Genomic DNA, 17607 nt, shown 5'->3' on the forward strand with positions numbered 1-17607 from the left:
GAAAAATAGTTAATACTATGTTTTATATGGGTCTGGAATAGATAAAGTTTCAAGTATGTCGCGCTCTAAACCTTCCATTAAATCCGCATCTTTTTCGCGAATGTGATCGTAACCCAACAAATGAAGGACTCCGTGCACAATCAAATGGGTTACATGGTGGTTGATTGGCTTGCTTTCATCGGCAGCTTCACGCGCACAGGTGTCATACGAAATCGCAATATCGCCCAACTCATCCGGCATGCCAAAATCTGCGGATTGCGAATCCGGTTCTGGATTTTCTGGCGATTCCCCATCGATTTCCGCAGCTCGCTCTTCGCTCGGCCACGATAATACATTCGTCGCGTCGCCTCTATCGCGAAACTCCGAATTCAATTCCGCAATACGATTGTCATCGCAGGCCAGAAGGCTGATCTCAAACCCATCGGAGATTTTGAGGAAGCCAAGAGTCGCCGCCGCAGCGCGCTGCGCCAATTCCTCAATCCCAACATCATCCCAACGTGCGTCTTCCGTCGTAATATCAACGATTTGTTTCATCGGAACTTTCATAGGCCTCAATAATGCGTGCAACCAACGGATGGCGCACAACATCTTTGGACGTGAAGTAATTGAAATCGATTTTCTGGATATTCTTCAACAATTCTTCTGCTTCTCTCAAGCCGCTTTTGATCCCTCGCTGAAGGTCGATCTGTGTGCGGTCACCCGTAATCACCATGCGACTCCCCTGCCCTAGACGGGTAAGGAACATCTTCATTTGCATCGTCGTCGCATTCTGTGCCTCATCCAAAACAACAAAAGCGTTGGACAATGTGCGCCCGCGCATAAAGGCCAAGGGAGCAATCTCAATCTTTTTGTCCTCAATCAGCTTAGCCACTTGTTTTGAAGGCAAAAAATCATTGAGCGCGTCGTAAAGCGGTTGCATATATGGATCGACTTTATCTTTCATATCGCCAGGCAAATAGCCCAATTTTTCGCCAGCTTCGACCGCAGGCCGCGACAAGATTATTTTATCTACATGCCCGTTGATAAACATATTCACCCCGACGGCCACCGCCAGATATGTTTTCCCCGTCCCTGCAGGTCCGATCCCAAAAACAAGCTCATTGTCAAACAGCGACTTAACATAGGCTTTTTGCGCCTCAGTTCTGGGCTCAACGAGCTTCTTACGCGTTTTGATCTCTACCTTATCGCCAACAGATAACTCAAGCTGGTCTCCAGTGAGGACACCAGTTCCTTTATCAGCTCCCCCCATGCGGATTTCACCATCTATTTGGCCGCTTTCAACATCGCCGCCGCCTTCTAGACGCAAATATAGCGACGAGAGAACATCCTTGGCTTTTTCTATGGAATCGGGCTCGCCCATAATATCAAGATGATTGCCGCGGCGAACGATCTGAACTGTTAAGTCAGTTTCAATTTTCGCCAAATGGCTATCGTACGGACCACAAAGACTTATCAGCAAACGATTGTCAGGAAATTCAACGTGAATTCTAGTGACTGCGTCACCGGCTATCGGGCGTTGCGAGGATTTTGTTCCCAAAAAGGACTCCCTAGGACTGTGTTCCATTCAATGTTGCCAACTTGCGGCCTAGGGTGCAAGGGGTCAGAAACAAGTTTCACGATTCTGATACAAAAACGGCCACCGTGTTTACACGATGGCCATTAAATTCGCTAAACGATTTATCTAAATTGGGTCGGAGCGACCACCATTATGGCCCGCAGCCTCGCCAACCGGCAATACGCCCGAGCAAACGCGTGCGCCGGTACGTGGTTCCAATCGCGCAACCGCGTACCCTTCGATTCCGTCATCGGCGATCCAAGTGTCGCACCCATCTGGATCTACATAGACACCCCATTTAACTTTACTTGCAAGGGAACCGGAATCAATAAAGCGGTCGACCGATTGATCAGTCTTTGGCGTACAAGCCGAAACGGCGACAGCTACTGCCGCAACAAGAGTAAAACCTTTAAGTGCCATCAGATTAATACCCCCCGATGTTTCGGTGACAGAAAATTTCCACCCTGCGATTTTGTTGCATCCCTGCGGATGTATTATTTGCCGCACGCGGATATTGTTCACCAAGTGCTCGAATGGCCGTTACCTTTGCACCAGCCGCTTGGGCAACCTCAGCAACAGTTTTCGCCCGCCAGCCAGAAAGTTTGATGTTGGACTCATAAGATCCGCGCGAGTCTGTGTAACCGTTGATTGCGTATGAATACACGCCCTCTTGTTTGAAAAACTTGGTCAAACGCTCGCGCTGACCTGGGCGCAAATTACCACTCGCGGTTGTGAATAGATTATCGGAAGGCTCACTAAAACAAACGGCAGTTTCGCCACAAATTGGCTTTCCGTCGCGGTCTGTCCGGTTCCAAGCATAGCCTTCCCAGCCGTCATCGATCATCCAAACCTGACAACCATCCGGCGTAACACCCAACGCAGGCTTATAGCGATCCGTTTTGATCGTGTTTTGAGCCGACGCGCCATTAGGTACGGTAACGCTCACTCCGAAAATCGCAATCCCGACGACCACTACGCGCAAAGCGCTTATAAAAATTCTACTTATCATTCCCGTCCCTTTTTGTGAAACGCAGCACAGAAGAATACTGTGATACCACTTTAGGTGCTTATAAAACCTAAAGGAACTTTATCAATATTTAGGTTTTTTGAAAGCAGACAATGGGAATACTGTGGAGACACAAGAAACAGTTGCGAGCAAATTCCAAGACTAGCCCTGTCCGAGAAACGGTTTCCGCTATTCCTCTCAACCCAACGTTGAAAGCACGGCAACGCCGCCCTAGTCGAGCAATTTTCCGCCGAGGGAGTTGCGCTCTGTGTTGATGATTCTCACCCGCGCGATATCCCCACGTTTGGCGTTCGGAGCCGTCACGTGAACGGCATGCAAATACTCGGATTTTCCAACCATTTGCCCCTCCATACGCCCTTCCCGTTCAAACAAAACGCTGACGTCCCGCCCGACCATCTCATCCTGAATCGCGTATTGTTGCGAACTCAACAACGCTTGCAAACGTTGCAAACGATCATTGGCTTCAGCGACGTCAACAAGGGGGCGTTCCGCCGCTGGCGTTCCGGGCCGCGAGGAGTATTTGAACGAATAGGCTTGGCCATAACGCACTTGCCGTACAAGCTCCATCGTTGCCTCAAAATCGGCTTCGGTCTCCTCAGGGAAGCCCACGATAAAATCACCCGAAAGAAGAATATCCGGACGCGCCGCCCGAATGCGTTCGATCACCTTAAGGTAACTCTCGGCCGTGTGATTGCGATTCATCCGTTTGAGGATTTTGTCACTGCCACTTTGCACAGGAAGATGCAGATACGGCATCAGTTTTTCGCATTCGCCGTGGGCGGCAATCAGGGCATCCGTCATGTCGTTTGGGTGGCTCGTGGTGAAGCGAATACGCTCCAAACCATCGACATCGTTCAACGCCCAAATCAGCTTATCGAGCGTCGTGTCACCATCCGGCCCAATGCCATGATAAGCATTCACATTTTGCCCCAATAGGGTGATTTCACGCACCCCACGTTCGACCAAATCACGCGCTTCCGTCAGGATACGATCCACAGGGCGGCTCACTTCTGCGCCGCGTGTATAAGGCACTACGCAAAATGCGCAGAACTTGTCACAGCCCTCTTGGACGGTCAGAAACGCCGTAGGACCACGTGCTGCTTTCGGGCGATTGGGCAGTTTCTCGAATTTATCTTCTTCGGGAAAATCCGTATCAAGCGCGCGCTTGCCTTGGCGAATAAGCGCCTCCATTTCGGGCAGGCGGTGATAGCTTTGTGGTCCAACAACAAGATCCACAGCTGGCTGACGACGGACGATTTCTGCGCCCTCGGCCTGCGCCACACATCCAGCAACCGCGATTTTGAGGTTCGGATTGTTTTCCTTATGAACCTTCAAGCGCCCAAGTTCCGAATAGACCTTCTCGGCAGCTTTTTCGCGAATGTGACAGGTGTTGAGCATAATCATATCGGCAGAGGCCGCATCATCGGTCGTTTCATAGCCAACGCCACTCAAACTCTCCGCCATGCGCTCACTGTCATAGACGTTCATCTGGCAACCATATGTTTTGATAAACAGCTTCTTTGGAACAGACATAACAGGCCTCATGGATTCATCGGGGAGTAACTCTGTGTCCCTACACAACTATGAGCGCACCTGCAACGCTTGCAATAACAAGAGAATTCGCAGAAATTGAGGAAAACAATACGGGCAGCGTCATGCAATATTCTAACCTTCAGGAATTCCTACAAAATAATGGCGATGCTTTGACCAAAGGGCCGATCGCAATTCTTCTTATGGAAGACCTTGTTGAAGTTGATACGACGATTCGCCATCACCTTGCCCTTGGTTTTAAAACGGTCTTGCTGTTCGCGCCTCGCGGATTGGAACTTCCCGTCGAATTCAAAGAAAAAGTCCATTGCATCACCGCCAATTTGTTCGAAAAAAACGCAACCCAGACAATTGTAAATCGCGTCAATGACGCGGCCATCGGGCAATGGATTTACTACTGCTATAACGCTGAGTACCTCTTTTTTCCCTTTTCAGAAAACCGCACGATTGGCGAAATGCTCGCCTATCATACAGAAGAGCGGCGCGATTCCATGCTGACCTATGTTGTCGATTTATACGCCCTTGATTTGGAAAAATTCCCCAATGCCGTCACCCTCGAAGGGGCGCATATCGATAAATCGGGCTATTACGCCCTCGCCCGTGCGGACGCCGCCACTCACAACCACCCAAAAGAACGCCAACTCGATTTCTTTGGCGGCTTAAGATGGCGGTTCGAAGAACACATTCCCGTGAAAAACCGCAAAATAGACCGAATTTCAATCTTTCGGGCAAAAGCAGGACTCAAACTCCGCGAGGATCACACCTTCTCTGATGAAGAATACAACACCTATGCTTGCCCATGGCATCACAATCTTACGGCGGCTGTTTGCAGTTTTCGGGTCGCGAAGGCGTTGAAACTCAACCCTGGCTCATCAATCGAAATTGACACCTTTAAATGGCACAATTCCATACCCTTTAAATGGCATGGCCAACAACTTATGGATCTAGGCCTGATGGAACCCGGTCAGTGGTTCTAGCAACCGCTATTTTCTGCGCAACCGAATAACCACATCAACTTTGGAGATTTCGGCCCCCGCTGGCGCATCGGGAATTTGCGCCAAAACCAGTTGCTCTTTGGGGGCATCCGTCAAAATAGCTTCATCTTCCCAGAAGAAATGCGGGTGATCACTCATGTTGGTGTCAAAATAGCTTTTTGAACCATCCACGATGATTTCGCGTAACAGCCCCGCTTCACAAAACGCTTTCAACGTATTGTAGACCGTCGCAAGAGACACTTTTTCGCCCGCCTCACTCGCGGATTCATACAGGCTCTCTGCGGTTACATGGCGATCATTGCCATCGCCAACCAAGAGTTCTGCCAACGAGAGGCGCTGGCGCGTTGGACGCAAGCCAGCACAGGACAACCACAAAGAACTTATCTCTTTTGAGTCCGGTGTAAGAAGAGGTGCCGCGGTTTCCATAGGTGCCTTTGACTAAGTTCCCCACCATATAAGGGGTTTTTACAGTAATTTTCAAACAGGTTTTTTTTATGCGGACATAAACACGTATATTGTGCGAACCCTTGCCAGCCTAAGTAGCGGGATGGTAAAGAAGAAGTGTACAATTGGCACACAATATATGGGGGCAAGGCCGAATGGCTAATTTTCCGAGCAGCTTCGACAAAGAAGATCTTATAAAATGCGCAGAGGGCGAGCTTTTTGGCCCCGGTAACGCACAATTACCAATGCCGCCAATGTTGATGATGGATCGCATCACAGACATCAGCGCGGACGGCGGACTTCACGGCAAAGGCCATGTGGTTGCCGAATTCGACATCACGCCCGACCTTTGGTTCTTTGAGTGCCACTTCCCTGGCAACCCGATTATGCCCGGATGCCTCGGCCTTGATGGCCTCTGGCAGCTCACAGGGTTTAACCTTGGATGGCGTGGAATGACAGGCCAAGGCATGGCATTGGGTGTAGGTGAAGTAAAGCTAACCGGCAAAGTAACCCCCACCCGCAAATTGCTCACATATAAAGTTGATTTTACCAAGGTTATCGACCGCGCTAAGATCAAAGTTGCCTTGGCTGACGGCGTTCTCTTTGCCGATGGCGAACAAGTTTACGAAGTTAAAAACATGAAGGTTGGTTTGGCTCCGGCCGAATAAGCTTAACAAACCGAACCTTACGAAAGGACACCCATGCGTAGAGTCGTTGTCACAGGGATGGGCATTATTTCCCCCATCGGAAATTCTGTTGCTGAAGTTGAAGCCTCCCTTCGGGCGGGCAAATCGGGTATTATTCGCGAAGAAACCTATGCCGAAAATGGCTTTCGCAGCCAAGTTGCGGGCATTCCGCAAATTGACCTCGCTGAATCCATCGACAAACGCCAGTTGCGGTTCATGGGACCGGGTGCTGCCTATAACTACCTCGCGATGGAACAAGCCATCGCCGACGCGGGCCTAGAGCCAACCGACGTTTCTAACGAGCGCACAGGCCTCGTTATGGGCTCTGGTGGTCCGTCCACGTCAAACTTCTTCTCGGCCTTCACGACCGTCAAAGAAAAAGGCGCGCCCAAGCGTATGGGGCCCTTCATGGTCACCCGCTGCATGAGTTCGACCAACTCTGCCTGCCTTGCGACTCCGTTTAAAATCAAGGGCGTGAACTACTCCATTACGTCCGCCTGCTCCACATCTGCGCATTGTATCGGCAACGGCGTTGAGCAAATTCAACTTGGCAAACAAGACATCGTCTTTGCCGGTGGTGGCGAAGAAGTCGACTGGACTTTGAGCTGTCTGTTTGACGCGATGGGCGCCATGTCGAGCAAATATAACGACACCCCAACAACGGCCTCTCGCCCGTTTGACGCCACACGCGACGGTTTTGTCATCGGCGGCGGCGGCGGCGTTGTCGTCCTCGAAGAGCTTGAACACGCCAAAGCCCGCGGCGCGAAAATCTACGCAGAAGTCACAGGTTATGGCGCAACATCCGACGGCCACGACATGGTGGCTCCGTCTGGTGAAGGCGGCGAACGTTCGATGAAACTGGCGCTCGGCACCCTCGAGAAGGGCCGTTCCGTGGATTACATCAACGCCCACGGCACCTCCACACCTGCGGGCGACGTGACCGAAGTAAACGCGGTGCGCCGTGTATTTGGCGAGGGTTCCACCCCACCAATGGCTTCAACCAAATCGCTCACCGGCCACTCGCTCGGCGCAACTGGCGTGCATGAGGCAATCTACTCGCTGATCATGCAACAAAAGGGTTTCATCGCGGCTTCGGCAAACATCACCGAACTTGACCCCGCAATCAACGAGGGCGAAATCGTCCAAACTCTGCGCGAGAACGTCGAAATCGATACCTTCCTTTCCAACAGCTTTGGATTTGGGGGCACAAACGCCACCCTCGTCATGAGCAAATACCACGGGTAATTGCCACATGGCGAATTTGATGAACGGAAAACGTGGCCTCGTCATGGGGGTCGCCAACGAACGGTCGATTGCTTGGGGCATTGCAAAAGCTTTGTCCGAAGAAGGCGCTGAACTGGCTTTCACCTACCAAGGTGAAGCTTTCGGCAAGCGGGTACTTCCCCTCGCCCAAACCCTCGGCAGCGACTTCATGGTGGATGTTGATGTAACCGACGATGCCTCGCTTGATAGCGCCTTTGCCGAACTCGAAGCAAAATGGGGCAAGATCGATTTCATCGTCCATGCCATTGCCTTCTCGGATAAAAATGAGCTCACGGGACGCTTCGTAAATACCAGCCGCGAGAACTTCAAAAAGACTCTCGACATCAGCTGTTATTCCCTCATCGAAGTGGCCCGCCGCGCAGCCCCTTTGATGACCGACGGCGGCACGATCCTCACCCTGACCTACCAAGGGTCAAATCGCGTCACGCCGTTCTACAATGTGATGGGCGTTGCCAAAGCCGCGCTCGAAGCGGCGGTGCGCTATCTTGCCAACGATCTTGGACCCGACGGAATCCGCGTCAACGCGATTTCTCCCGGTCCAATGAAAACGCTCGCGGGTGCCGCCATTGGCGGCGCGCGCGCGACCTTCCGTCAAACCGAAGCCAACGCCCCAATGCGCGCGAATGCAACTTTGGAGTCCATCGGCGCGACGGCGGTCTATCTGGCATCTGATGGGGGCGCCTGCACAACGGGCGAAATAATTCGGGTCGATGGTGGCTACCATGTGCTCGGCATGCCGCAGCCAGATAATCTTTAAAAAGTTTAAAAAAGCACCCCTTTGAGTGTTTAAAAACTTTAAAAATTGCGCCGCTGAGATCCTCAGCGGCGCTTTTTGTTTACGCAATCGAAACCAGTTCAATCGCGAAGGTAAGGTCCTTACCGGCCAGTGGATGGTTCGCATCCAAAACCACAGAATCGTCACCAACTTCTGCAATCGTCACCATGACAATCCCGCCTTCAGGCGTTTGCATTTGCAATGCCGTTCCAATTTCCATCGGAACATCATCAGGGAATTGATCACGCGGCACAGGTTGGCGTGCGTTGTCTTGCAAGGGGCCATAAGCCTCTTCTGCAACAGCCTTAATTGTCTTTTTGTCGCCTACGTTCATACCGGGCAATTCTTTGTCGAGACCAACAATCACCTCGCCACTTCCGACCGTAAACTCAAGGGGACCGCGCCCCTCCGAAGTATCAAAAACACTCCCGTCGTCCAGCGTACCCGTGTAGTGAAGTGCGATTTTATCGCCCTTTTCAACTATTTTCATCTCGTGCCCTTTCAATATCCATCAGTGCGCGGCTCTAACCGCTATCTGAAAAACGGGCACTCTAGGGATTATGTGCCAACTGTAAACCCTCAGTCTTTTATGAAATTTCGCTTTCCGCGCCTAGGCCCCCGTGCCAAACTCCGGCAAAAGGGAGGGCACCATGACCATCACAACTTGCATCTTTGACGCCTACGGAACACTTTTTGACGTGGCTGCCGCTGCGCGCGAGGCCGCAGCAGAGCCCGGTCGCGAAGACTTCGCCAAGCTTTGGCCCAGGGTCGCAAGCGATTGGCGTCTGAAACAGTTGCAATACACATGGTTACGGGCGGTTGCCGATGCGCATGACGACTTTTGGGAGGTCACCCAGAACGGCCTAGATTGGGCCCTCGAAAACAGCGCCATTGACGATCCAGACCTGCGCGAACGCCTCCTGCAACTCTACTGGGAGCTCTCGGCTTACCCCGAAGTCCCCACTATGCTTGCCGCCCTCAAGACGGCGGGATTAAACACCGCCATTCTCTCAAACGGGTCTCCCGAAATGCTTTCAGGAGCGGTGAACTCCGCGGGGTTGGCGGAACTCTTGGACGACAACCTAACGGTCGAATCCGTCGGCGTATTTAAGCCCCATAAGTCGGTTTATGATCTTGTCGGCAAGCGGTTTGGCTGCGCGAATGAAGACGTTTTATTTGTGTCTTCAAACGGTTGGGACGCCGCGGCTGCCACCGGATATGGCTTTCAAACTGTTTGGGTGAACCGCGCAAACGAGCCAATGGATCGCCTTCCTTGGACGCCTAAAAACACTCTTTCCGACCTCAAAAATATCCCTGAATTGGCAAAATCTCTATGAATCACACCTACAAAAGCGTTGATGGCCTCACGCTAAATTATATGGACCAAGGCGCTGGTCTTCCCGTCATCTGCCTGCCTGGCCTGACAAGAAATGCACAAGATTTCGACTATCTGGTTCCGCATTTCCCGAACATTCGCATCATTCGCCCTGACTATCGTGGTCGGGGAAAATCAGACTGGGCCGATCCGACCACATACACGGTTCCCGTCGAGGCAGGGGATATTCTGGCCTTGATGGACTACCTTGATCTCGAAAAAGCCGCGCTTTTAGGGACCTCCAGAGGGGGCCTCATCGCAATGGGTCTTGCCCGTGCCGCCAAGAACCGCTTGCTTGGGGTTTGCCTAAACGACATCGGCCCCGTGATTGAACAAACGGGACTCGATGATATCGCACAGTATTTGGGACGCCCTCCCGCGCAGAAAAACTACCAAGACGCTGCGGTAGCTAGGGCGAACTATCTCACGGGATTTCGTAATGTCCCGATGTCGCGCTGGCAGGAAGAAGTGCAGAACCAATTCTCGCAAATAGATGACGGCCTCGCGCTGCGATATGACCCCCGATTGAGGGATACCGTGCTGGCCACATTTAATGCCCCTGCGCCCGATTTATGGCCCTATTTCGACGCATTGGATGGCCTTCCAACCGCCCTTTTACGTGGCGAGACTTCCGACCTATTATCGCGGGAAACAGCCGAGGAAATGCTGAGACGTCGCCCCGATATGTTTTTCACGCAAGTCGCGGACCGAGGCCATATTCCATTTCTGGATGAGCCTGAGAGCTTGGAATTGATCCGTTCGTGGTTGGGAAAAATGCAGTGAACTTTGACCGAATCCAAGCCGCTGCAATCCGCTTAAGCGGGCGTGCGCGCGTCACACCGCTCCTCTCCTCTCCCTTTCTGGATAAGATCGCCGGACGACAGGTTTGGGTGAAAGCAGAATGTCTCCAGCACACGGGTTCGTTTAAATTCCGAGGCGGCTGGGCCGCAGTTTCCGCCCTGAGTGCTGAGGAGAAATCGCGCGGAATTTTGGCCTACTCAAGTGGCAACCACGCCCAAGGCGTTGCCTATGCGGCGCAAGAACACGGCGTCGCTGCGACCATTTTAATGCCTTCGGATGCGCCCGAAATTAAAATTCAAAACACGCGGGCATTGGGAGCAGAAGTCATATTGTACGACCGTTCCACCCAAGACCGCGACGCCCTTGGAGAGGCGCTCAGACGCGAGAAAAACCTGTCGCTCATCAAGCCATTCGATGATCCCGAGGTTATCGCAGGCCAAGGGACTGTCGGCCTTGAAATCGCACAACAGGCGCAGGTTGAGGGCATTCTGGAGGCTGATGTTTTGGTCTGCTGCGGCGGCGGTGGTTTAACGTCTGGTGTGGCCCTCGCCCTTGAAAAGACGGCGCCCCTTTTCACCGTGAGACCCGTGGAGCCAGAGGGGTTTGACGATGTGACCCGCTCGCTGGAGATGGGCGTACACCAGACGAACAAAACGGCGTCAGGCTCAATCTGCGACGCAATCTTAACTCCGTCTCCAGGTCAAATCACGTTTCCAATTCTCAAACGACTTTGCGGGCCGGGAATTGTTGTTACCGAACTAGAAGTTTTACAGGCGATGGCACTAGCCTTTCAGCGCCTTCGTATTGTCATTGAACCAGGTGGCGCGGTATCGCTTGCGGCGGCGCTTTTCCATGGAAACGAGCTTTCAGGCGCGCATGTCATTTGCATCGCAACTGGCGGAAACACCGACCCCGCGACTTTCAAAGCTGCCCTCCAAACGCTAGATTGAACCTTCGCGTTTTCAACGAAATGGCATCAATCATGGCGAACCTATCGACTCCTCCCCGATCAACGCTTCATTCCGAATTCGGAAATCCCGATGGCTCGCCCGTCGTGCTCATCCATGGGCTGGGAATGGAGCGGAGCGTCTGGCTGGACGCCATAAACGCCTTAAACAGTCGACAAGATTGCCGCATCATCACTTATGATCTGAGCGGGCATGGGGCAAGTGATGCCCCCAGTGGCCGTGGCTCCATGGGTGCGCTCATTCGCTACGCGGAGCAACTCATGGAGGGGCTAATGCTGCGCGATGCCGTGGTCGTTGGGGTTGGTTTGGGTGGTATGATTGCCCAAGGCTTGGCAGTCAAACGGCTAGACCTCGTGCGTGGCCTTGTCCTTCTAAACTCTGCCGCCAAACTCGGTACCAAAGCCCATTGGGATGCCCAGATTGTTCTCTTAAAACATGGAGGTATACCCAAAATCAGCCAGTCCCTGTGGGAAGGTTGGCTTAGCAAACAGGCTCGCACAACAACCACATATGCGCCGTGGCGGCACATGCTCGATTCCACTAGCCTTGCAGGCTACATCGCAGGAGTCGAAGCGCTTTCTGGTACCGATTTCTATACGCCGATATCCGGCTTAAGCCTGCCGACCCTCGGTATTTCCGCCTATAACGACTTACTTTTCCCGCCAGACCTCATGCGGGAAACGGTGGATATCATTAAGGGCTCAGAGTTCCAAATCATGCCACGTGCTGGGCACCTCGCTATGGTCGAAGCCCCTGAGGATTTTGCGACACGATTGGACACTTTCTTGACGCGCATCGGGCACCGCGTCACTGTTTTGAATTAGGAGAATGCTAAGTCCGCCGATGTAAAACCACTATTTTGCGCGCAACCGGCTGTAGAAAGATGTGTCTATGACCAGGCGTCCACCGTTCAACTCCATCCCGCTAACCCTCGGGATTGATGGGGGGTATTTTCAGAGTTGCCCGAAACTCTCTGAGTAAACGCCTAACTAGGCTTTGCGCTGAAAGGCGATCATTGTGAGGGCAAGCAGAGAAGATCCCAGCATGAGCAACAACGAAACCGCGTTTAGGACGGGCGTAGACCCTTCCCTGAGGCGGTCAAACATGGTGATGGTCAACGGCGAGTCCGAGCCGACGAGCATCAGAGTCGTGTTGAAGTTTTCAAAACTCATTAAGGATGCAACGAGGAGCGCTCCTAAGATTGCGGGGCGCAAATAAGGCAAAGTTATCGTTCTTACCGCCGTCATCCGAGCAGCCCCGAGACTAAGTGCTGCCTCCTCAAGGCTGTGGTCAAACTTCTTGAGTCGTGCTGAAATGACAAGCGTCGCGATCGTTGTAATAAAGGAAAACTGGCCGAGTATCACCAAAGCAAGACCGGGCCGCAACGCCTCAATGTCCATACCCAAGTTGTCTTCAATTCCGTTCGCCAAAGTTGATGAAAACACCAGAATCGAGATACCCAAGACAATCCCGGGTATCACCAGTGGTAAAAGCATCAAGATATAGAGAGCGCTTTTGAAGCGAAACTCATAGCGGTTAAAAAGGAACGCATTACACGTGCCAACGAAAACCGACAAAACCGAAACGCAAACCGCGACAAACGCGGACGTGCCGATGGACGTCAGGATACTGCTTTCATAAAAAACGCCACGGTTGGGCAATTCAGTTCCGAAGAACCAGTCCAACGTGAACCCCTTCCACGGCAACGACGGAAACAAGCTGTCGTTGAAGGCAAAAACGGATACGACCACAAGCGGCAGCGAAAGATAGATGAAGAACAACGCAACATAAGCGCCATAGGTGATTGAAAACGCGCGGGATTGTTTGATTGTTGGTATCATGCGCCTACCCCATCGTCTTTTCGAGTGTTTGACCGGAAAGCTTGAGTGCGCCCCAAACTATGAGCGAAGACAGGCCAAGAAGCAGGAAGCCAAAGGCCGCCCCAAGTTCCCAATTAAATCGTACAATGAACTGATCATAGATCATTTCCGTAAACCAAAGACTGTCCTTACCACCCAACATTATCGGGGTGAGATAATTGCCCAGCGACAGCATAAAGACAACAATTGAACCCGAAACAATACCGGGTACAGCGTGGGGAATGATGATTTCACGCAGAACAGTTAAGCCATTGCCGCCAAGGTCGTATCCCGCTTCGATCATGCTGTCGTCGAGGCTCTCAAGGGTTGTCACAAGCGGTACAACCATGAACAGCATCGACGTATAAACCAGCCCGACCATCATGGCCGCATCGTTATAAAGAAACTCAACAGGGCCGTCGACAATCCCCGACCATTGCAAGAATTGAGAGAAAATCCCCGTTTCCCGCAGCAGGATCATCCAGCCAAAAGTCCGCACCAATTCCGAGACCCAGAACGGCACAAGACACATGAGAAACAATACCGATTGAAGGCGCCCTCGCGCGATTTTCGCGATGTAATAGGACACCGGAAAGGCGATGAACAACGTTAGGATTGTCGCGAAAATTGACATGAACGCGGTGCGCAAAAAAGTGCGAATATAAAGCGGCTCTGTGAAGAAAGTCAGGTAGTTGGCAGGACCCGTTTCATATTGCCGAACGCCCACTTTTTCCTGCAGCGACAAGATAAACATATCGATATGCGGGATGATGATCAAAAGGGAAAGCCAAAGCAAAAGCGGGCTTGCCAGAAGGATAAATCCAAGTTTCGCGCGGGCTCCCATCAAGCAACCCCAAAGCAAAGAGATTGTGCCGCGCCCCAGCCAATGTGCAGTGTATTTCCGCGTGATAGATCCGCGAACTCCCCTGATTGTGGCAGCGCAACGTCGATTGTTCCCCCTGTCGGAACGGCCAGCAAAACGCGACTGTTTGCGCCGTTGAACAGCACGTTTTCAACCGTGCCAACAGCGCTATTATCCTGCCCCGCAACACCAGCAGCGGCACGAGCGATCCTTATGGCCTCGGGGCGCAAGAATATTTGGGCCATGTCGCCCTTGGCGAGCGGAACTTGCGACACACCTCGCAGCGAAAGACCAGCGCTTGTGCGCACGCTAATTGCGCGCCCGTCCACGCTTTCAACAAGGCCTTCCCAACGATTTGAATCGCCCACAAACCCAGCAACAAATGGCGTTTTCGGCGCATAGTAAAGGTTAGACGCGGTATCGAGTTGTTCGAATCTCCCTGCGTTCATCACGGCGACTTGGTCGCTCATCACAAGGGCTTCGGATTGGTCATGCGTAATATAAACGAAGGTCGTATCAAAAGCCGCCTGCAAGGATTTCAACTCAACTTTCATGTGCTCACGCAGCTTCAAATCCAGCGCCCCAAGGGGTTCGTCAAGCAAAAGAACGTCAGGTTCAAGAACCATACACCGTGCAATTGCGACGCGTTGTTTTTGACCACCAGAAAGTTGATCCACTTGGCGTTTCCCAATTCCGGGAAGCCCGATGCGCTCCAACGCATCACCAACTTTGGCCTCGATTTCGCGCTTCTTTAAGCCCTGACGACGCAAACCATACCCGATATTTTCTTCGATGTTCATCATCGGAAACAGAGCGAGATGCTGAAAGACCATATTGACCGGACGCCGATTGGGCGGAGTCTCAAGAACCGAATGACCTTTGATCTGAATGTCGCCAGACGTGGGATCAAGGAAGCCCGCGATCATCCGCATGATCGTGGTTTTTCCACATCCCGACGGCCCGAGAATTGAAAAAAACGATCCCCTAGGTACGGAAAAGGTCACATCATCCACAGCAAGAGTTTCCGCAAAACGCTTCGTGAGGTTGATGCAGTCGAGGTCATTTACAGTCGTCATTTAGAACATCCAAAATAATAGAAAAAGGCGCGCGAGTTTCCCCGCGCGCCTTTATGTGGTTTGATTAATTCGCGGCTTTGATACGATCCAAGGCTGCGCCTTCGATGTCTTCAAGGCCTGCTGGTACAGTTGGGTACCAATTGATGTTGTCGATAGCTTCAGGTGGGAAAGACGCTTGGAACTGCGCTTTCAGTTCCTCGTCGGCAAAGCCATCGGCACCCACGGACGCCGTGAAGTTGCCAGCAGACGCCGTGATCATAGCAGCGATTTCTGGCTGCATAACAAAGTTGATCCACTTGTAAGCCGCGTCTTCCGCTTTGGTTTTCCGTGGAAGCGCAAAAGTGTCGATCCAGCCAAGTGCACCGGACGCGGGTGCGATAAACGTGATCTCTGGATTTTCGGAGTTAAGCTTCCATCCGCCCGTATCCCACGCCATGGATGCCGTCACTTCGCCAGACCGCAAAAGGCCCATCAACTCGTCGCCACCGCTCCAATAGGCTTTTACGTTCGCCTTACAAGAGACGAGTTTTTCTTCAACCGCAGTGATGATTTTTTCATATGCTGCGGGGTCGGAATAAGCTGCGAAAGGATCCATGCCCATCGAGAAGGCGAACCCAATCAAAGTGGGGCGTTTCAGACGGTAGGAAACTTTGCCAGCAACGTCATCTGCGCAAAGGTCCGTGTAATCTTTGACATTTGGCGCCATCGCCGTGTTCACAACAAGGCCCGATGTGCCCCAAATATGTGGCAGGCCATAAACGTCAGACCCAAGCGTTGTGTTGCCTTTTGTGGCTTCAAGCATGGACGTGATAAAGAGGCTGGTATCGATTTTGGAAAGGTCGATCGGCTTGTAAATGTCGAACTCTTCCTGTGCACCGGCAATACGGTCTTGGGAGGGTTGAGCCAAATCGAAACCACCGCCATCAGTTGCGCGCAACTTGGCAATCATTTCTTCGTTGTTGGATTTTGTAACTTCAACTTCGATGCCTGTCTCGGCCGTAAATTTCTCGATCACTTCCTCAGGAGCATAACCACCCCAAGTGAGCAAACGCAAAGTTTCAGCGGAGGCACCAGTCGCCGCAGCAGAGGCAACGAGGGCAATCGCAGTGATCCCAGTTTTAATCGTCATAGTCTCTCTCCTTGTCGGTGAGCCCTTTTTGAGCTCTCATTGTTGTTCCCGAAGCCTAATTTGTTTTTTACCACTTAGTAAAGAACAGAATACGACAGGCGAACGCCTTCCGAAAAATAGTTTTCAGAATTAGGCCTTCCATAGCCGCTGCGGGTAACAAAATTATGTCACGACGATCGGAGGAGATACGTCTTACCAATGCATCGCGCCCGAGCGCCTGAGCCGAGCTTAAATCGTGCAAGATTTGGTGAATTATGGGTGTCCAGAAGACCAAGATCGAGTCGCTTGATGTTGAGATGTGCCAAAAGCCTCATGCCCTGCCAGAGCATCAAATTGTGAACCGGAATGTGTGCCTCAACCTCGCGCCACCCGAGGTAATAAGTCGCGGTACCTCCGTGTCGCAGGAAAACCATCGCGGCGTTGATCTTGCCGCAACTACGGCTCACAAGGATATGTGTCTTCTCGGGATAATGCTCCGCCCAACGACGCAAGAAACGCGGGGGAAGGTTGCGATACCCTCGCCGTTTTTGCTGTTTGGCATCTCGCGCCAGAAGCATCTCAATAAGGGCCGGTGTAGGCGCAATCGGTTCGACGCTTAAATCCATACCTTCGGATTGCACCAAACGATTGCGCCATTTCCCGTGCATAAAGGCGCGTTGCGCGGTGTCGTCTTCCATGAGGGAAATCTCCGCAACTGTCGCCCCAGACATCATCGGGATGCCAACAAGAGGGGCCAACCCATTTGGTGTCGCCATCATAATACTGGCACGAGACATGGGGATCGTCTTATATAGGGCAGCACTACTTGCAACATCACGGTCGACCCCGTCGGGCCAAATTGGGCCGCGCGACAAAAGTGCCAATCGCCGCCCCCCAAATGCGCTGCGCACCAAAACTTGTGCATAGCCCTGCTCGCTCTCTTGCGTCAGGCGCGCCCGCATAACTTCCAGTCCGAATGAGCCACAGATTTCTCCGTACTCATAGGATTGCTGAAGCGATGCCAATGACGCGCAAGCGGCTTCCCCCCACTCATCTTCTTCAATATTGGCCCAGACAGCATCCATACTCCTGTTAACCGTTTGATTACTTAAAACGTAGTTAATGCGCGTATGAAAATCCGTACCAAGCGCCCAAAACCTGAATTCATTCTTGGCGTCAGCGCCTCGCCGCCGCGCCTAACCCGCGAGGCAATTCGGTTTCTGGTATTGCGGGTTGGTATACCT

Annotated in this window: 20 protein-coding genes; 8 read left to right on the plus strand and 12 right to left on the minus strand. The window is 52.2% G+C overall.

The features are described from left to right. Window positions 1-15: 15 nt before the first annotated feature. The 5 genes from ybeY to miaB all read right to left on the minus strand — a co-directional run bounded on the left by ybeY (window position 16) and on the right by miaB (window position 4115). A complete protein-coding gene (gene ybeY, locus AB9F29_RS06675; RefSeq protein WP_369755036.1) occupies window positions 16-534 on the minus strand; it encodes an rRNA maturation RNase YbeY in 519 nt (172 codons plus the stop codon). Then, window positions 518-1564, minus strand: coding sequence for a PhoH family protein (locus AB9F29_RS06680; protein ID WP_082802165.1), 1047 nt, complete (start codon window positions 1562-1564; stop codon window positions 518-520). The genes ybeY and AB9F29_RS06680 overlap by 17 nt, the downstream gene beginning before the upstream one ends. Window positions 1565-1681: 117 nt before the next feature. Further along, on the minus strand, window positions 1682-1975 hold the full coding sequence (locus AB9F29_RS06685; protein ID WP_039001551.1) for a hypothetical protein: 294 nt from the start codon (window positions 1973-1975) through the stop codon (window positions 1682-1684). 4 nt (window positions 1976-1979) lie between these two features. Next, window positions 1980-2564, minus strand: a complete 585-nt coding sequence (locus AB9F29_RS06690) for an OmpA family protein (RefSeq protein ID WP_335585301.1) — start codon at window positions 2562-2564, stop codon at window positions 1980-1982. Between the two features lie 228 nt (window positions 2565-2792). Continuing rightward, the gene (gene miaB / locus AB9F29_RS06695) at window positions 2793-4115 is read right to left on the minus strand and encodes a tRNA (N6-isopentenyl adenosine(37)-C2)-methylthiotransferase MiaB (protein WP_369755038.1); all 1323 of its coding nucleotides are present in this window, start codon (window positions 4113-4115) and stop codon (window positions 2793-2795) included. Window positions 4116-4237: 122 nt separating this feature from the next. Here miaB and AB9F29_RS06700 point away from each other — a divergent pair, with 122 nt between their 5' ends. Beyond that, window positions 4238-5107 carry a hypothetical protein gene (locus tag AB9F29_RS06700; RefSeq protein ID WP_369755039.1) on the plus strand — a complete coding sequence of 290 codons (870 nt, stop codon included), beginning with the start codon at window positions 4238-4240 and terminating at the stop codon, window positions 5105-5107. A gap of 6 nt (window positions 5108-5113) precedes the next feature. Here AB9F29_RS06700 and irr read toward each other — a convergent pair whose 3' ends face one another. Then, entirely contained in the window at window positions 5114-5551 is a 438-nt protein-coding gene (irr, locus tag AB9F29_RS06705; RefSeq protein ID WP_052274647.1) for a Fur family transcriptional regulator Irr, read from the minus strand. A gap of 173 nt (window positions 5552-5724) precedes the next feature. Between irr and fabA the strand changes: the two genes are divergently transcribed. The 3 genes from fabA to AB9F29_RS06720 are packed head-to-tail and all read left to right on the plus strand — an operon-like array spanning window position 5725 to window position 8296. Next, a complete protein-coding gene (fabA, locus tag AB9F29_RS06710; RefSeq protein WP_369755040.1) occupies window positions 5725-6237 on the plus strand; it encodes a bifunctional 3-hydroxydecanoyl-ACP dehydratase/trans-2-decenoyl-ACP isomerase in 513 nt (170 codons plus the stop codon). Between the two features lie 33 nt (window positions 6238-6270). Further along, a complete protein-coding gene (gene fabB / locus AB9F29_RS06715) occupies window positions 6271-7500 on the plus strand; it encodes a beta-ketoacyl-ACP synthase I (RefSeq protein ID WP_039000744.1) in 1230 nt (409 codons plus the stop codon). 7 nt (window positions 7501-7507) lie between these two features. After that, on the plus strand, window positions 7508-8296 hold the full coding sequence (locus AB9F29_RS06720; protein ID WP_039000743.1) for an enoyl-ACP reductase: 789 nt from the start codon (window positions 7508-7510) through the stop codon (window positions 8294-8296). Between the two features lie 79 nt (window positions 8297-8375). Here the strand turns inward: AB9F29_RS06720 and AB9F29_RS06725 are convergent, their stop codons facing one another. After that, window positions 8376-8804 (minus strand): peptidylprolyl isomerase, encoded by a 429-nt coding sequence (locus AB9F29_RS06725; protein WP_039000742.1) that lies wholly within the window; start codon window positions 8802-8804, stop codon window positions 8376-8378. A 160-nt stretch (window positions 8805-8964) separates the two neighbouring features. Here AB9F29_RS06725 and AB9F29_RS06730 point away from each other — a divergent pair, with 160 nt between their 5' ends. From AB9F29_RS06730 to AB9F29_RS06745, 4 genes are read left to right on the plus strand one after another with little or no spacing between them, the layout of a single operon-like run. After that, window positions 8965-9651: a haloacid dehalogenase type II gene (locus AB9F29_RS06730; RefSeq protein WP_369755041.1), complete on the plus strand. Its 687-nt coding sequence runs from the start codon at window positions 8965-8967 to the stop codon at window positions 9649-9651. Then, window positions 9648-10472 (plus strand): alpha/beta fold hydrolase, encoded by an 825-nt coding sequence (locus AB9F29_RS06735; protein WP_369755042.1) that lies wholly within the window; start codon window positions 9648-9650, stop codon window positions 10470-10472. The genes AB9F29_RS06730 and AB9F29_RS06735 overlap by 4 nt, the downstream gene beginning before the upstream one ends. Next, on the plus strand, window positions 10469-11440 hold the full coding sequence (locus AB9F29_RS06740; protein WP_369755043.1) for a threonine/serine dehydratase: 972 nt from the start codon (window positions 10469-10471) through the stop codon (window positions 11438-11440). Before AB9F29_RS06735 ends, AB9F29_RS06740 begins: the two co-directional genes overlap by 4 nt. A gap of 32 nt (window positions 11441-11472) precedes the next feature. Next, on the plus strand, window positions 11473-12282 hold the full coding sequence (locus AB9F29_RS06745; protein WP_369755044.1) for an alpha/beta fold hydrolase: 810 nt from the start codon (window positions 11473-11475) through the stop codon (window positions 12280-12282). 165 nt (window positions 12283-12447) lie between these two features. On the opposite strand, the gene AB9F29_RS06750 is transcribed toward AB9F29_RS06745, so the two are convergent. The 5 genes from AB9F29_RS06750 to AB9F29_RS06770 all read right to left on the minus strand — a co-directional run bounded on the left by AB9F29_RS06750 (window position 12448) and on the right by AB9F29_RS06770 (window position 17448). Continuing rightward, window positions 12448-13299 (minus strand): ABC transporter permease, encoded by an 852-nt coding sequence (locus tag AB9F29_RS06750; RefSeq protein ID WP_369755045.1) that lies wholly within the window; start codon window positions 13297-13299, stop codon window positions 12448-12450. A gap of 4 nt (window positions 13300-13303) precedes the next feature. Further along, a complete protein-coding gene (locus AB9F29_RS06755; RefSeq protein ID WP_039000733.1) occupies window positions 13304-14161 on the minus strand; it encodes an ABC transporter permease in 858 nt (285 codons plus the stop codon). Continuing rightward, entirely contained in the window at window positions 14161-15255 is a 1095-nt protein-coding gene (locus tag AB9F29_RS06760; RefSeq protein ID WP_369755046.1) for an ABC transporter ATP-binding protein, read from the minus strand. The genes AB9F29_RS06755 and AB9F29_RS06760 overlap by 1 nt, the downstream gene beginning before the upstream one ends. A gap of 64 nt (window positions 15256-15319) precedes the next feature. Beyond that, window positions 15320-16384, minus strand: a complete 1065-nt coding sequence (locus tag AB9F29_RS06765; RefSeq protein WP_335585292.1) for an extracellular solute-binding protein — start codon at window positions 16382-16384, stop codon at window positions 15320-15322. A 167-nt stretch (window positions 16385-16551) separates the two neighbouring features. After that, window positions 16552-17448: a GNAT family N-acetyltransferase gene (locus AB9F29_RS06770; protein WP_369755047.1), complete on the minus strand. Its 897-nt coding sequence runs from the start codon at window positions 17446-17448 to the stop codon at window positions 16552-16554. Window positions 17449-17607 lie beyond the last annotated feature (159 nt).

Source organism: Falsihalocynthiibacter sp. S25ZX9, from assembly GCF_041205405.1.
GTDB lineage: Bacteria > Pseudomonadota > Alphaproteobacteria > Rhodobacterales > Rhodobacteraceae > Falsihalocynthiibacter > Falsihalocynthiibacter arcticus.

What these genes read in the sequence shown, in the direction of transcription:
- ybeY (WP_369755036.1), bottom strand. Translation starts at nt 534, where the DNA reads ATGAAACAAATCGTTGATATTACGACGGAAGACGCACGTTGGGATGAT.
- AB9F29_RS06680 (WP_082802165.1), bottom strand. Translation starts at nt 1,564, where the DNA reads ATGGAACACAGTCCTAGGGAGTCCTTTTTGGGAACAAAATCCTCGCAA.
- AB9F29_RS06685 (WP_039001551.1), bottom strand. Translation starts at nt 1,975, where the DNA reads ATGGCACTTAAAGGTTTTACTCTTGTTGCGGCAGTAGCTGTCGCCGTT.
- AB9F29_RS06690 (WP_335585301.1), bottom strand. Translation starts at nt 2,564, where the DNA reads ATGATAAGTAGAATTTTTATAAGCGCTTTGCGCGTAGTGGTCGTCGGG.
- miaB (WP_369755038.1), bottom strand. Translation starts at nt 4,115, where the DNA reads ATGTCTGTTCCAAAGAAGCTGTTTATCAAAACATATGGTTGCCAGATG.
- AB9F29_RS06700 (WP_369755039.1), top strand. Translation starts at nt 4,238, where the DNA reads ATGCAATATTCTAACCTTCAGGAATTCCTACAAAATAATGGCGATGCT.
- irr (WP_052274647.1), bottom strand. Translation starts at nt 5,551, where the DNA reads ATGGAAACCGCGGCACCTCTTCTTACACCGGACTCAAAAGAGATAAGT.
- fabA (WP_369755040.1), top strand. Translation starts at nt 5,725, where the DNA reads ATGGCTAATTTTCCGAGCAGCTTCGACAAAGAAGATCTTATAAAATGC.
- fabB (WP_039000744.1), top strand. Translation starts at nt 6,271, where the DNA reads ATGCGTAGAGTCGTTGTCACAGGGATGGGCATTATTTCCCCCATCGGA.
- AB9F29_RS06720 (WP_039000743.1), top strand. Translation starts at nt 7,508, where the DNA reads ATGGCGAATTTGATGAACGGAAAACGTGGCCTCGTCATGGGGGTCGCC.
- AB9F29_RS06725 (WP_039000742.1), bottom strand. Translation starts at nt 8,804, where the DNA reads ATGAAAATAGTTGAAAAGGGCGATAAAATCGCACTTCACTACACGGGT.
- AB9F29_RS06730 (WP_369755041.1), top strand. Translation starts at nt 8,965, where the DNA reads ATGACCATCACAACTTGCATCTTTGACGCCTACGGAACACTTTTTGAC.
- AB9F29_RS06735 (WP_369755042.1), top strand. Translation starts at nt 9,648, where the DNA reads ATGAATCACACCTACAAAAGCGTTGATGGCCTCACGCTAAATTATATG.
- AB9F29_RS06745 (WP_369755044.1), top strand. Translation starts at nt 11,473, where the DNA reads ATGGCGAACCTATCGACTCCTCCCCGATCAACGCTTCATTCCGAATTC.
- AB9F29_RS06750 (WP_369755045.1), bottom strand. Translation starts at nt 13,299, where the DNA reads ATGATACCAACAATCAAACAATCCCGCGCGTTTTCAATCACCTATGGC.
- AB9F29_RS06755 (WP_039000733.1), bottom strand. Translation starts at nt 14,161, where the DNA reads ATGGGAGCCCGCGCGAAACTTGGATTTATCCTTCTGGCAAGCCCGCTT.
- AB9F29_RS06760 (WP_369755046.1), bottom strand. Translation starts at nt 15,255, where the DNA reads ATGACGACTGTAAATGACCTCGACTGCATCAACCTCACGAAGCGTTTT.
- AB9F29_RS06765 (WP_335585292.1), bottom strand. Translation starts at nt 16,384, where the DNA reads ATGACGATTAAAACTGGGATCACTGCGATTGCCCTCGTTGCCTCTGCT.
- AB9F29_RS06770 (WP_369755047.1), bottom strand. Translation starts at nt 17,448, where the DNA reads ATGGATGCTGTCTGGGCCAATATTGAAGAAGATGAGTGGGGGGAAGCC.